Here is a 13,660-nt window from a genome sequence, read left to right on the forward strand (position 1 = left end):
CTACAGAATGCCTGTCACCGCGGCACAACCGCTTTCTCAGGCTTTTATTGCAAAGTGTGTTGCTCGATGAACTCCATCGGTTGCAAACCTTCGCGACTCACCAGCCGATTCAATTCGGCCCGTGGCAAACGAACGGCCAGCAAGCTGATGCCTTCGTCATCGTGTTCTTCCTTTTGTACCGCACCGAGTTCGAAAAACTGCGCACGCAGTCGAGCAAATCGGTTCGGCAAGCGCAAGGTACCAACAAACAACTCATCGCCAAGCAACTCGGCCACGGCCTGCTTGAGCAGATCAAGACCCGTGCCATCTTTCGCCGAAAGCCAGACCCGCTGCGGTTTGCCATCGGCATCGCGCTGGATCTGCGGCTCCACGCCCTCGAGCAAATCGAGTTTGTTATAGACCTCCAGGATCGGCAAGTCTTGAGCCCCGATCTCTCCGAGCACCACCATGACCTGTTCAATCTGGGCCATGCGCTCAGGCTCATGGGAGTCGATCACGTGCAGCAACAGGTCGGAGTTGCTCGACTCTTCGAGCGTAGCCCGAAATGCCTCGACCAGCTTGTGCGGCAAGTGACGAATGAAGCCCACGGTGTCAGCCAGCACGATCGGGCCGAGGTCATCGAGCTCGAGCCGGCGCAAGGTCGGGTCGAGGGTGGCGAACAACTGGTCAGCCGCAAAGACGTCGGAGTCGGTCACCGAGTTGAACAGCGTCGATTTGCCGGCGTTGGTATAACCCACCAGCGAAACCGTCGGAATGTCAGCCCGTTTGCGGCCACGGCGCGATTGTTCACGCTGGCTGCGGACCTTTTCCAGGCGCCCCTTGATCTGCCGCAGGCGAACCCGCAACAGGCGCCGGTCGGTTTCCAGCTGGGTTTCACCCGGACCGCGCAGGCCGATACCGCCTTTCTGCCGTTCAAGGTGAGTCCAGCCGCGAACCAGCCGCGTACTCATGTGCTCAAGCTGGGCCAGTTCGACCTGGAGCTTGCCTTCATGGGTGCGGGCGCGTTGGGCGAAAATATCGAGAATCAAACCCGTGCGGTCGATCACGCGACACTCGAAAATACGTTCGAGGTTACGTTCCTGACTGGGCGTGAGGATGTGATTGAAAATCACCAGATCGACCTGTTCGGCCTGGACCAGGTCGCGCAACTCTTCGACCTTGCCGCTGCTGATCAGGGTTTTGGCGGTTGGCCGATGACGCGGCACGTTGAAAAACGCGACGGTCTCGGCGCCAGCCGAAATTGCCAACTCCTGAAACTCCTGCGGATCTTCGCGCGCCTCAGGGTCCTGACCATCCAAGTGAACGAGAATGGCTCGTTCACCACCACCGTGGCGCTCAAAGAACAAAGGAGACTCCTATCAGGCGTTACCTGGCTCAGCATCACCTGCATCGGATTCGGTTGCGCTAGGCAGACGAATTGGACGAACCGGCACCACTGTAGAGATGGCGTGTTTGTAGACCATCTGGCTGACGGTGTTTTTCAGCAGGATAACGAACTGGTCGAAAGACTCGATCGTGCCTTGCAGCTTGATACCGTTGACCAGGTAGATGGACACCCCAACTTTCTCTTTACGTAAAGTATTCAAGTAAGGGTCTTGTAGCGAATGCCCTTTTGACATGTGCCGCACTCCTTTAAGGATTCAATATAAAAAATAGGTAATCAGATGGCTTTGGCCGTCACACCCCCAAGGATAGACGGCAATTGCAAGGACTCAGCTCAATATGGAGATGGTCCCAAGGTATTTCAAGGCGCGCGGCAGATTGTCGCAATCCAGACTGTCCAGCCAATGCAGATCAGTCCAACTGCGCAGCCAGGTGAACTGGCGTTTCGCCAATTGGCGCGTGGCAATGATCCCACGCTCCTGCATCTCGGCTGACGTCAGCTTGCCATCCAGGTAGTCCCAGACTTGGCGATAGCCTACTGCACGTATAGACGGCAACCCGGTATGCAGGTCTCCTCTATTACGCAGGGCTACGACCTCGTCAATGAATCCCTGTTCCAACATTAAAGTGAATCTTTGTTTAATTCGCTCGTGCAGTACCTGGCGATTTGCCGGAGCAATGGCCAAGTTCGCGACAGTATAGGGCAATTGTTGCAGTCCCGAAGCGGCTGCTTCAGTACTTTGCGCAGATTGTTGCAAACGCAGGGCGGTCATGCTTTGACCGCTGACACGATAAACTTCCAGCGCTCGACTCAATCGCTGGGGATCGTTCGGATGTATTCGAGCCGCGGACTCCGGATCGATCACCGCCAATTGTTCGTGCAAGGCTTGCCAACCAAGGCGCGCAGCCTCTTCTTCGATTTGTGCACGGACCTCGGGATCGGCGGCCGGCATATCTGCCAGACCCTCAACCAAAGCCTTGTAATAGAGCATGGTGCCACCCACCAGCAGCGGAATTTTTCCCCGTGCGGTGATATCAGCCATGGCTTCCAGGGCGTCACGGCGGAAATCCGCAGCCGAATAGCTCTCGGCCGGGTCGAGAATATCGATCAGACGATGCGGATATTGCGCCAGCAGCTCTTTGGAAGGCTTGGCGGTGCCAATGTCCATCCCACGGTAGACCAGCGCCGAATCGACACTGATCAACTCGCAAGGCAGGACCTTGGTGAGCTCGATGGCCAGGTCGGTCTTGCCGGCGGCGGTCGGGCCCATCAGGAAAATCGCAGGTGGGAACTGGCTCATCAACGACCGCGCAAGAACAGTTTGTCCAGATCGTCCAGGCCCAGCTGGGTCCAGGTCGGTCGGCCATGGTTGCATTGACCACTGCGCTCGGTGTTTTCCATGTCACGCAGCAGACCGTTCATTTCCGGCAGGGCCAACCGCCGATTCGCACGAACCGCGCCGTGGCAGGCCATGGTCCCGAGCAATTCGTTCAGGTGCGCCTGAATGCGGTCGCTGGTGCCGAACTCCATCAGATCAGCCAGGACGTCAGCGACCAGCCGGTTCGCTTCGGCCTGCTTGAGCAGTGCCGGAATCTGCCGTATCGCCAGGGTTTCCGGGCCCAGACGCTGCAATTCAAAGCCCAGGCGCTGGAACCAGGCGACATGCTCCTCGGCGCAATCGGCTTCACGCTGGCTGACGGCCAGGGACTCCGGCACCAGCAATGGCTGGCCGCTCAGGCCCTCACTGGCCATCGCCACCTTCAGACGCTCATACATGATCCGCTCGTGGGCGGCGTGCATGTCCACCAGCACCAGGCCCTGAGCGTTTTCCGAAAGAATGTAGATGCCCTTGAGTTGTGCCAGCGCATAACCGAGCGGCGGGATGTCGTCCTGCCCGGCCGGCAGCGCGACGGCATTGGCCTCGGGCAGCGGTGCAAAAAACTCGCGATAGGCGGCCTGCGCTTCGGCGACAGGTGCACCGGACTGCGGTCGCGGCGTGTATTGATATTGGTAACCCGCGCCTGCCCCCGAACCCGCCGGCGCATTGAACGACGGCTGAGCCTGAGGCTGCTCCAGCAGCGCATTGGCGGCCAGGCGCATTTCGCCCTGGGGTCCGAATTCACCGGCTTCGAGGCCGGTAGGCCGGACGATGGCCGTGGCAACCGGCGCCGCCAGTTGATCGTCGGGGCGCACATCGCCCAAGGCGCGATGCAAGGTGCCGTAGAGGAAGTCGTGAACCATGCGCCCTTCACGGAAGCGCACTTCGTGCTTGGTCGGGTGCACGTTGACATCGACGCCGGTCGGATCGACTTCGAAAAACAGCACGAAGGTCGGGTGCCGACCATTGAACAGCACGTCGCGATAGGCCTGGCGTACCGCGTGGGCCACCAGTTTGTCGCGCACGGCACGGCCATTGACGAAGAAATACTGCAAGTCGGCCTGGCTGCGGTTGAAGGTCGGCAGGCCGACCCAGCCCCATAGATGCAGGCCGTTGCGCTCGATTTCGATCGGCAGCGCCTGCTCCAGGAAACCCGGCCCGCAGATCGCCGCCACGCGCCGGGCACGGGCCGCATCATCATGGGCCTCGTGCAGGCTGAGGATGGTCTTGCCGTTATGGCGCAGATGGAACGCCACATCGAAGCGCGCCAGGGCCAAGCGCCTGATCACTTCTTGCAGGTGATCGAATTCGGTTTTTTCGGTCTTGAGAAACTTGCGCCGCGCCGGCGTGTTGAAGAACAGGTCGCGCACTTCAACCGAAGTGCCCACCGGGTGGGCCGCAGGTTGCACACGGGGCGCCATGTCACGGCCCTCGGTCTCGACCTGCCACGCCTGATCGGCGTCGCGGGTGCGGGAGGTCAAGGTCAGGCGCGCGACGGAGCTGATCGATGCCAGGGCCTCGCCGCGAAACCCCAGGCTCATGACCTGTTCGAGGTCTTCCAGGTTGCGGATCTTGCTGGTGGCGTGACGGGCCAGGGCCAACGGCAGGTCATCGGCGGAAATGCCACTGCCATCGTCGCGCACCCGCAGCAGCTTGACGCCGCCCTGCTCCACATCGACGTCGATGCGTTTGGCGCCGGAGTCGAGGCTGTTTTCCAGCAGTTCCTTGATCACCGAAGCCGGGCGTTCGACCACCTCACCCGCGGCAATCTGGTTCGCCAGCCGCGGGCTGAGCAGCTCGATGCGAGCGCTGTTGTTCACGACCTGATTCATTCTTTGGCCGCCAGTTCAGTGCCCGGAATGGTCAAGTGTTGACCAACCTTGAGTTCATCGCTCGACAGGTTGTTGGCGCTGCGCAGGGTGGCCGGCGCAACCTGATAACGAACGGCGATCATCGCCAGCGTCTCGCCAGGGTTTACCCGATGGTCACGTGGACCTTGGGCGATTTTTCCGGAATCACGCAGCCAGGCAATGTAAGTGCCTGGCGGCGGGTTCTGCTGGAAGAACTGGCGCACGCCGCTGCTGATCGAACGCGCCAGCGCCTGTTGATGGCTTGACGCAGCAAGCTTCGAGGCTTCGTTGGCGTTGGAGATGAACCCGGTTTCCACCAGGATCGACGGGATATCAGGCGACTTCAGTACCATGAACCCGGCCTGCTCAACCCGCTGCTTGTGCAATGGCGTGACCCGACCGATGTTGCTCAAGACTTTCTGGCCAACGTTCAGGCTGGAGGTCAGGGATGCCGTCATCGACAAGTCGAGCAGCACGCCGGCGAGCATGCGGTCTTTGTCATCGAGGCTGACGTTGCCGGCACCACCGATCAGGTCGGAGCGGTTTTCGCTGTCGGCCAGCCAACGGGCGGTCTCGGAAGTTGCGCCGCGATCGGACAGGGCAAATACCGAGGCACCGAAAGCGGCGGCAGAAGGCGCGGCGTCGGCGTGGATCGAGACGAAAAGGTCGGCGCCTTTCTTGCGGGCGATTTCGGTACGGCCGCGCAACGGAATGAAGTAGTCGCCGGTACGGGTCAGTTCGGCACGGAAACCTTTCATGCCGTTGACCTGGCGTTGGGTTTCGCGGGCAATCTGCAGCACCACGTCTTTCTCGCGCTGGCCTCGGGAGCCGGAAGCCCCCGGATCTTCGCCACCGTGACCGGCGTCGATCACCACAATGATGTCGCGTTTGCCGGCCGGGGCTGGCGGCAATTTGATTGCAGGTTCCGCAGGCGTGACCGGCACGGCAGGCACCGTGGCGACCGACGGTGTCGGCGCAGGCGGTGGCGCGGCGTCTGCGGCGTTATCGAACAGGTCGACCACCAATCGGTTACCGTACTGAGCGTTCGGCGCCAGGGAGAAGCTTTTCGGCGTCACGGCCTTTTTCAGGTCGATGACCACCCGCAGGTCCGTCGGCGTGCGCTGGGCCGAGCGCATGGCGGTAATCGGGGTGTTCGAGGTGTTGACGTTGAGCGGCGCACCGAGGGTCGCGCCATTGATGTCGATGACCAGGCGGTCCGGAGCCGTCAGGGTAAAGACGCTGTGTTGCACCGGGCCGGTCAGGTCAAACACCAGTCGCGTGTTGTCCGGTGCCCGCCACAGACGAACACTGTTGACCTTCGAATCGGCCACAGCGTCGACGGTCACCGCCAAGAACAACACCCCTACGGCAGCCACCAACGCGCGAAAGCGCATACCTAACCCCATCATCTATTTGGATTCCAATGCCAAAGCGGCACACCAGGCCTCGCCACGCGAGCCCTGGGATAAAATTTTCAGCGAACGCCCGCTGTCTTGCGGGCTAATGGTAATGGTCAGGTCAGGCTTTGGCAAAAAGCCTGCACCTTTATCGGGCCATTCGATCAGACACAGGGCATCGTCTTCGAAGTAGTCGCGGATACCGAGGAACTCTAGCTCTTCCGGATCAACCAGACGGTACAAATCAAAATGGAAGGCGCGAATGTCGCCGATCTCGTAGGGTTCGACCAGGGTGAAGGTCGGGCTTTTGACTGCCCCGACATGTCCCAGACCGCGAATGATGCCTCGGGACAACGTGGTTTTGCCCATCCCCAGGTTGCCCTCAAGGAAGATCAGGCCATGGCCTTGGGTGATTCGGGCAATGCGTGCGCCAAAGTCGCTCATGGCCTGTTCATCGGCCAGGTACAGGGTTACTTCAGACACGGTGCTTGCTCCTCCAACAACTGACGAATGGCTGGGATCAGATCACTGGCCGCCAGCCCACGGCCCAATTTTCCTTGTTGCTCGCCGGCATTGGCGTGCAGCCAGACCGCCAGGCAGGCCGCGTCGAACGGCTCCATGCCCTGGGCCAGCAATGCGCCGAGCAAACCGGCCAGCACGTCGCCCAAACCGGCGGTGGCCATGGCCGGGTGCCCCTGATGACACAGCGCCAGACGTCCATCGGGATGGGCGATCAGGCTGCCGACACCTTTCAGAACGACGACAGCTGTATATTTTTTACTCAATGCATGGGCTGCGGCGGGACGGTCAGACTGAACGTCGGCAGTGCTCACCCCAAGCAAACGTGCCGCCTCCCCCGGATGCGGGGTGATCACGCAACCCCTGGGCAGATCGACCTGTCCACCCGCCAACAGATTCAAGGCATCGGCATCCCAGACTTGCGGCAAAGGCGCATTGGCCGCAGCCGACAGCAGGCTGCGCCCCCACCCTGCCTGACCCAGGCCCGGCCCGACCACCAACACCGATACCTTCTCAAGCAACCCCATCAGTTGATTGGCCGACGACGTGCCCAGCACCATGGCTTCCGGAATTCGAGAAAGCGCTGGCGAAACATGTTCCGGACGGGTGGACAGCGAAACCATGCCCGCGCCGCTGCGCAGCGCACTTTGTGCACTCAGCAAAATTGCCCCACCGTAACCGCGATCACCGCCAATGAGCAGCACATGGCCGAACTTGCCTTTGTGGGATGCCGGTGCCCGGGACACCAGACGCGGCAGGTTAGCGACACACAAGCGCCGAGCCGTGAACGCAGTACCGCTCAGCAACTGCGGATCAGCCTGCAGATCGTTGAACACCAACTCACCCGTCACATCCGCGGCATCACCGGTGAACAACCCCACCTTCAAGCCAATGAACGTGACCGTCAGGTCGGCATGCACTGCATGACCAAGGATACGGCCCGTATCCGCGCACAACCCTGACGGAATATCCACCGCCACAACCGGCAGTCCGCTGGCATTGATCGCGGCGGTGGCGCTGACATAGGGATCACGCACGTCACCGCTCAGACCGGTGCCAAGCAAAGCATCCAGCACAATGCCGCGCAATCCGGATTGTGCCGTCCAGGGCTCGATGAGCACATGTTCAGACACCGCCTCGGCATGGGCCGACGCCGCATCACCCTGTAAGCGCTGCGGATCGCCCACCGCCAGCACCCGCACCGACCAACCGGCACGCTGGGCCAGTACGGCCACCAGGTACCCGTCGCCTGCGTTGTTGCCATGTCCGGCCAGCACGCTCAGCTCGTTTGCTGTCGGCCACTGCCGCACCAGCGCCCGCCACGTCGCCCGCGCCGCGCGCTGCATCAATTCGAAGCCCGCCGTGCCGGCGGCGATCAGGCTCGCGTCGAGTGCTCGCACCTGGGCGGCGCTATACAGCACGTCGGGTAATTCATCTTTAGTGTGCGGCATGCGTCTTCGGGCTCCGATGTCTGGCAGAATTATACGCATCTCAGCCCCGGTTTCTCTCGTCTCATGCCCGCTATTACCACAGATCTGCCCGCCCTCGCCCAATCCATCAAGGACTGGGGCCGCGAGCTGGGTTTTCAGCAAGTCGGCATCAGCGGCCTCGACCTGGCCGAGCATGAGCAGCACCTGGAGCGCTGGCTCGAAGCCGGCTACCACGGCGAAATGGATTACATGGGCGCCCACGGCAGCAAACGCTCGCACCCCGAAGAGCTGGTGCCGGGCACTTTGCGCGTGGTGTCCCTGCGCATGGATTACTTGTCCGGCGACACGCAGATGGCAAAAATGCTCGCCCAACCGGAAAAAGCCTACGTCTCGCGTTATGCCTTGGGTCGCGATTACCACAAGCTGATCCGCAAACGCGTGCAACAACTGGCGGAAAAAATTCAGGCGCAGATCGGCCCGTTTGGCTACCGCGCCTTCGTCGACAGTGCCCCGGTGCTGGAAAAAGCCATCGCCGAACAGGCGGGGCTTGGATGGATCGGCAAAAATACCCTGGTCTTGAACCGCAAGGCCGGCAGTTACTTTTTTCTCGCCGAACTGTTCGTCGACCTGCCGCTGCCGGTCGACCCGCCCCATGCCACCGAACACTGCGGGCGCTGCAGTGCCTGCCTCGACATCTGCCCGACCAACGCCTTCGTCGGCCCCTATGTGCTGGATGCCCGACGCTGCATTTCCTACCTGACCATCGAACTCAAAGGCGCGATCCCTGAAGACCTGCGGCCACTGATCGGCAACCGGGTGTTCGGTTGCGATGACTGCCAGATTGTCTGCCCGTGGAACCGCTTCGCCCGCCCTTCCGGTGAAAGCGACTTCAAGCCGCGGCACAATCTGGACAACGCCGGGCTGGCGGAACTGTTCATGTGGGATGAAGAGAAATTCCTGAGCAGCACCGAAGGCTCGCCGCTGCGCCGGACGGGCTATGAAAACTGGTTGCGCAACCTTGCGGTGGGCTTGGGCAATGCGCCTTCAACGATTCCGGTGCTGGAGGCGCTGAAGGCGCGACGGGAGCATCCTTCGGAACTGGTCCGTGAACATGTCGCGTGGGCGTTGCGGCAACACGCCGAACGTCAGGCTTCGTCGTTATAGACGAACTTGGGCATTTCCCAATGAAAACGGATCGCCAGCAAGCGCAGCAGAAAACCGCCGAACAAGGTGATCAGAATCGATTGTTCATCGGGTAATTGCAGATAGATGCAGAGCATGTAGCACCACGCCGCGGCGAACGAAACGCTGGCATAAAGCTCACGCCGGAAGATCAGCGGAATATCGTTGCAGAAAATGTCCCGCAGGATGCCGCCGAAGACGCCGGTGATCACGCCGCTAACGGAGGCGACCAACATGCCATGGCCCATTTCCAGGGCGGTGATGCAGCCGATCAGGGTGAACGCCACCAGGCCCATGGCGTCGAGCACCAGGAACAATGAGCGCAAATGCCGCATCCAGCGGGCCGTGAACACTGTGATCATCGCGGCTGCCGTGGTCAGCACCAGATATTCCGGGTGTTTGACCCACGTCAGAGGGTAATGCCCGAGCAGCACATCGCGCACCGACCCGCCACCCAGCGCCGTGACGCAAGCGATCAGCACCACACCAAACCAGTCCATGCCCCGTCGGCCGGCAGAGAGGGCGCCAGTCATGGCTTCGGTGGTGATGGCGATCAGGTAGAGCATCAGCAGCATAGTGGCGGTCCTTGCAGAAAGGCGCGCAGTCTACTCAGTTCACCCTGGCACCAAAAGAGGGCGCTACCCGAACACTGGTGGCGACTGCGCCTACGCCATCGCGAGCAAGCTCGCTCCCACAGGGCCGGCGTTGCACCTGTGGGAGCGAGCTTGCTCGCGATGGGGCCGGAACGGACGACCGTGAATCAGAATTTGATGAAATGCTTGCGGTAGTGCTGCAGCTCAGCGATCGATTCGCGGATGTCGTCCAGGGCCAGGTGCGTGCTGCCCTTCTTGAAGCTGTCACGCACATCCGGTGCCCAGCGCGCAGCCAGCTCTTTGAGGGTCGACACGTCGAGGTTGCGATAGTGGAAGAAGCTTTCCAGGGATTTCATGTGGGTATAAAGGAAGCGACGGTCCTGGCAGATGCTGTTGCCGCAGATCGGCGACTTGCCCTTCGGCACCCACTTTTCCAGGAAGGCGATGGTTTCGGCTTCGGCTTCGGCCATGCTGATGCGGCTGTCGCGAACCCGTTGGGTCAGCCCGGAACCGCCATGCTGACGGGTGTTCCACTCGTCCATGCCGGCAAGGATTTCGTCGCTGTGGTGAATGGCGATCACCGGGCCTTCGGCCAGGGTGTTCAGGTCACTGTCGGTGACGATGGTGGCCATTTCGATGATGACGTCGGTGTCCGGGTTCAGACCGGTCATTTCCAGGTCGATCCAGATCAGGTTCTGTGGGTTTTGCATGTGTCGGCTCCTAGGCAATGCTGCGCAGTTTAGCCTAGGCCGGTGGCCGGGCGTGCTAAACTCGCGGCCGTTTTACCTAATCGCTGCATTCTTGATACGGAACACCCATGGCCAAACGCCAACTCAATCGTCGTCAAAACTGGCGCATCGAAAAGATTCAGGGCGAACGCGCTGCCCGCGCCGCCAAACGCGAGTCCTCGGCCGTCGAGGCACTTGAGGGCGGCGATCTGGGCCCGGAACAGCACGGCCTGGTGATCGCGCACTTCGGTGTGCAGGTCGAGGTCGAGGCCCGCGACGGCGAACTGGCCGGCCAGGTATTCCGTTGCCACCTGCGCGCCAACCTGCCGGCGCTGGTGACCGGCGATCAGGTGGTCTGGCGTGCCGGCAACCAGGGTATCGGCGTGATCGTGGCGCAACTGCCGCGCAACACCGAGCTGTGTCGCCCGGACAGCCGTGGTCAGCTCAAGCCGGTTGCGGCCAACGTCGACATGATCGTCATCGTGTTTGCACCGCTGCCCGAGCCCCATGCCAACCTGATCGACCGCTACCTGGTGGCGGCCGAGCATGCTGGCATCAAGCCGCTGTTGCTGCTGAACAAATTCGACCTGATCGACGAAAACAACGCTCCTGCACTGAACGCCTTGCTCGCCGTATACCGCACCCTGGGCTATCCGGTGCTGGAAGTGTCGGCGCACCACGGCAACGGCATGGAGCAATTGCAGACACAGCTGGACGGACGCATCAGCGTATTCGTCGGCCAGTCCGGCGTCGGCAAGTCGTCGCTGGTCAACAGCCTGCTGCCGGATGTCGAAACCCGCGTCGGCCCGTTGTCCGAACTGTCCGGCCAGGGCACCCACACCACCACTACCGCGCGGTTGTTCCACTTCCCCGGCGGCGGTGAGTTGATCGACTCCCCGGGTATCCGCGAATTCGGCCTGGGCCACGTCAGCCGTGCCGACGTCGAAGCCGGCTTCATCGAGTTCAACGACCTGCTTGGCACCTGCCGTTTCCGTGATTGCAAGCATGACCGCGAACCCGGTTGCGCCCTGCTCAAGGCCCTTGAAGACGGCCGCGTGCAGCAACAGCGGATGAACAGCTACCGCTCGATCATCGCCAGTCTGCCGGAAAACGGCTACTAAACAGACGTGCCGACCACCCTGCCCTCAGCGGGGTGGCCGGCGGCTGGATCTTCCCCCCCGCTTAAACATCAGACCTTTCTGTAAGACCTGTGCACGCTCGCTTGTAGGGCATTTCTCTTTCCGCACCGCCCCCTTGTAGCCGCCCTGTATTCGCCTAAGTTCTAGCCCTCTTCGCACTCCAGCGACTCCGAGGGACACCTATGCAAACCTACCACCTGTTCATCAGCCACTCGTGGAACTACTCCGACGCCCACGACAATCTTGTGCGCCTGCTCAACGCCAAGCCTGGTTTCACGTACAAGAATTTTTCGGTTCCACCGGACAACCCGATTGTCGGCGCGAAAACCGACAAACAACTTGAGGAGGCCATCGAAAACAAGATTCGCCCGTGTTCGGCGGTGTTGATCATGGCCGGGATGTACTCCACCTACAGCAAGTGGATCAACAAGGAAATCGAAATCGCCAAGCGCATGGGCAAGGTGATCATTGCGATCAAGCCGTTCGGTGCCGAGCGCATTTCCACGGTGGTACGTGACGCGGCACATGCCGAATGTGCGTGGAACACCAACAGCATCATCAGCGCGATTCGCCAGCATACGGCGGTGTAACCATGCGCAAGGGACTGTTTATCGGCATCAACGACTACACCCATGTGTCGCGTCTGAGCGGTTGCAGCAATGACGCCATGGCCATGGCCTCCGTGCTGAAAACCGACGCCAATGGCGATCCGAACTTCAAGAACATCGTGCTGACTTCCGCCGAGGACTTCCTGAGCAGGGAAAAACTCGAAGACCAGATCCGCGAGCTGTTTTCCGGTGACTGCAACGTCGCGCTACTGTATTTCGCCGGCCACGGCAGCTTCGACACCGACACCGACGAAGGCATGTTGATCCCGCAGGATTACAAGAGCGCCAAGGACGGGATTCGCCTCAGCGACATCCTCAACTGGGCGAGCAAGGCCACCAAGATCAAAAACAAAGTGATCATTCTCGATTGTTGCCAGAGCGGCTCGGCCGGCGAACTGCGCGCCTTGCGCAGCGAAGGCAGCGTGGTCGGCGAAGGCATGACCATTCTGACCGCCTGTAAAAAGGAAGAGCCGGCGATGGAGGGCATGCAGCACGGCGTGTTCACCGGATTGCTGCTCCAGGCCCTGCACGGCGGAGCCGCGAACATCCTGGGCAAGATCACCCCCGGCAGCCTCTATTCGTTTGTCGACAATGCCCTTGATGCCTGGGAACAGCGTCCGGTGTTCAAGACCAATGTCTCGCAGTTCATTTCCCTGCGCGAAGTGTCCCCGCTGATCCCCAAGGAAATCCTGCGCAAACTCCCCGAATGGTTTGCCGAAGCCGAGTCGGTGTACCCCCTCGCCCCCAGCTTTGAGCCCACCGAGCCCGAGTTCAACCCGGAACAGGGCGAGGTCTTCGCCCAGTTGCAAAAGTGCAACCGCCACAGCCTGGTCGAACCGGTGGACGCCGAACACATGTATTACGCCGCCATCCACTCCACCGGCTGCCGCCTCACCGCCCTCGGCGCCTATTACCGCGAACTCGCGATCAAGGGACATTTCTGATGCCAGTGTTTATCAGCTACCGCCACATGGACCGCGCCCACGCGATCAACATCAACACGCGCCTGATGCAGGCCAACATCAAGACCTACCTCGACGTACTGGATGCCGAATCCCAGACCACCGACGACATCACCGGGGTGATCACCCGCAACATCAGCGAATGCACACACCTGCTGGCGGTGGTGTCGGAGAAAACCGCACTGTCTTGGTGGGTGCCGTTCGAAATCGGCGAAGCGACCATCACCAACCGGCGCATCTGCTCGTTCAAGACCGGCCCGACAGAGCTGCCACTGTACCTCGACAAATGGCCGAAGCTGACCAGCGACCGGGACATCGAGTTCTTCATCGATGCCTATCGCAACGAGTCGATGCTCAAGCGCTCGATGTCACTGGATTCGGTGACCGGTAGCGAGTCGGTGCGCAGAGTTAACAAATCCAATGCGGATCGCTTTCACGCCGACCTCAAGTCCCGAATCATCCGCGGCTTTTAACGTAGGAAACACCCACA

General features: G+C 60.9%; 14 protein-coding genes. 5 read left to right on the forward strand and 9 right to left on the reverse strand.

All coding sequences use genetic code 11. The features are described 5' to 3' along the window. Positions 1 to 44: 44 nt before the first annotated feature. The 7 genes from hflX to AC1RDQ_RS10995 form a co-directional block, all read right to left on the reverse strand. Positions 45 to 1,346 carry a ribosome rescue GTPase HflX gene (gene hflX / locus AC1RDQ_RS10965; RefSeq protein ID WP_057712241.1) on the reverse strand — a complete coding sequence of 434 codons (1,302 nt, stop codon included), beginning with the start codon at positions 1,344 to 1,346 and terminating at the stop codon, positions 45 to 47. 12 nt (positions 1,347 to 1,358) lie between these two features. Next, positions 1,359 to 1,619, reverse strand: a complete 261-nt coding sequence (gene hfq / locus AC1RDQ_RS10970) for an RNA chaperone Hfq (RefSeq protein WP_003221112.1) — start codon at positions 1,617 to 1,619, stop codon at positions 1,359 to 1,361. Between the two features lie 93 nt (positions 1,620 to 1,712). Continuing rightward, a complete protein-coding gene (gene miaA, locus AC1RDQ_RS10975; RefSeq protein ID WP_150812098.1) occupies positions 1,713 to 2,684 on the reverse strand; it encodes a tRNA (adenosine(37)-N6)-dimethylallyltransferase MiaA in 972 nt (323 codons plus the stop codon). After that, positions 2,684 to 4,594 carry a DNA mismatch repair endonuclease MutL gene (mutL, locus tag AC1RDQ_RS10980; protein ID WP_057712243.1) on the reverse strand — a complete coding sequence of 637 codons (1,911 nt, stop codon included), beginning with the start codon at positions 4,592 to 4,594 and terminating at the stop codon, positions 2,684 to 2,686. The genes miaA and mutL overlap by 1 nt, the downstream gene beginning before the upstream one ends. Further along, a complete protein-coding gene (locus tag AC1RDQ_RS10985; RefSeq protein ID WP_150811893.1) occupies positions 4,591 to 6,021 on the reverse strand; it encodes an N-acetylmuramoyl-L-alanine amidase in 1,431 nt (476 codons plus the stop codon). Before AC1RDQ_RS10985 ends, mutL begins: the two co-directional genes overlap by 4 nt. Then, a complete protein-coding gene (gene tsaE / locus AC1RDQ_RS10990; protein ID WP_007973252.1) occupies positions 6,022 to 6,492 on the reverse strand; it encodes a tRNA (adenosine(37)-N6)-threonylcarbamoyltransferase complex ATPase subunit type 1 TsaE in 471 nt (156 codons plus the stop codon). After that, positions 6,480 to 7,979, reverse strand: coding sequence for an NAD(P)H-hydrate dehydratase (locus AC1RDQ_RS10995; RefSeq protein WP_492587234.1), 1,500 nt, complete (start codon positions 7,977 to 7,979; stop codon positions 6,480 to 6,482). Before AC1RDQ_RS10995 ends, tsaE begins: the two co-directional genes overlap by 13 nt. 63 nt (positions 7,980 to 8,042) lie before the next feature. On the opposite strand from AC1RDQ_RS10995, the gene queG reads away from it, so the two are divergent. Further along, entirely contained in the window at positions 8,043 to 9,122 is a 1,080-nt protein-coding gene (gene queG / locus AC1RDQ_RS11000) for a tRNA epoxyqueuosine(34) reductase QueG (protein WP_057712246.1), read from the forward strand. On the opposite strand, the gene AC1RDQ_RS11005 is transcribed toward queG, so the two are convergent. Beyond that, positions 9,104 to 9,715 carry a trimeric intracellular cation channel family protein gene (locus tag AC1RDQ_RS11005; protein WP_057712247.1) on the reverse strand — a complete coding sequence of 204 codons (612 nt, stop codon included), beginning with the start codon at positions 9,713 to 9,715 and terminating at the stop codon, positions 9,104 to 9,106. The two genes, queG and AC1RDQ_RS11005, sit on opposite strands and share 19 nt — an antisense overlap. 185 nt (positions 9,716 to 9,900) lie before the next feature. Beyond that, entirely contained in the window at positions 9,901 to 10,443 is a 543-nt protein-coding gene (orn, locus tag AC1RDQ_RS11010) for an oligoribonuclease (RefSeq protein ID WP_008035288.1), read from the reverse strand. 107 nt (positions 10,444 to 10,550) lie between these two features. On the opposite strand from orn, the gene rsgA reads away from it, so the two are divergent. The 4 genes from rsgA to AC1RDQ_RS11030 all read left to right on the forward strand — a co-directional run bounded on the left by rsgA (position 10,551) and on the right by AC1RDQ_RS11030 (position 13,643). Beyond that, positions 10,551 to 11,582: a small ribosomal subunit biogenesis GTPase RsgA gene (gene rsgA, locus AC1RDQ_RS11015; RefSeq protein WP_007978809.1), complete on the forward strand. Its 1,032-nt coding sequence runs from the start codon at positions 10,551 to 10,553 to the stop codon at positions 11,580 to 11,582. 200 nt (positions 11,583 to 11,782) lie between these two features. Further along, positions 11,783 to 12,190: a TIR domain-containing protein gene (locus tag AC1RDQ_RS11020; protein WP_057712249.1), complete on the forward strand. Its 408-nt coding sequence runs from the start codon at positions 11,783 to 11,785 to the stop codon at positions 12,188 to 12,190. A gap of 2 nt (positions 12,191 to 12,192) precedes the next feature. After that, on the forward strand, positions 12,193 to 13,152 hold the full coding sequence (locus AC1RDQ_RS11025) for a caspase family protein (RefSeq protein WP_057712250.1): 960 nt from the start codon (positions 12,193 to 12,195) through the stop codon (positions 13,150 to 13,152). After that, entirely contained in the window at positions 13,152 to 13,643 is a 492-nt protein-coding gene (locus AC1RDQ_RS11030; protein ID WP_057712251.1) for a toll/interleukin-1 receptor domain-containing protein, read from the forward strand. The genes AC1RDQ_RS11025 and AC1RDQ_RS11030 overlap by 1 nt, the downstream gene beginning before the upstream one ends. The last annotated feature ends 17 nt before the right edge of the window (positions 13,644 to 13,660 follow it).

It is taken from the genome of Pseudomonas sp. GW823-FHT02E01 (assembly GCF_058797535.1).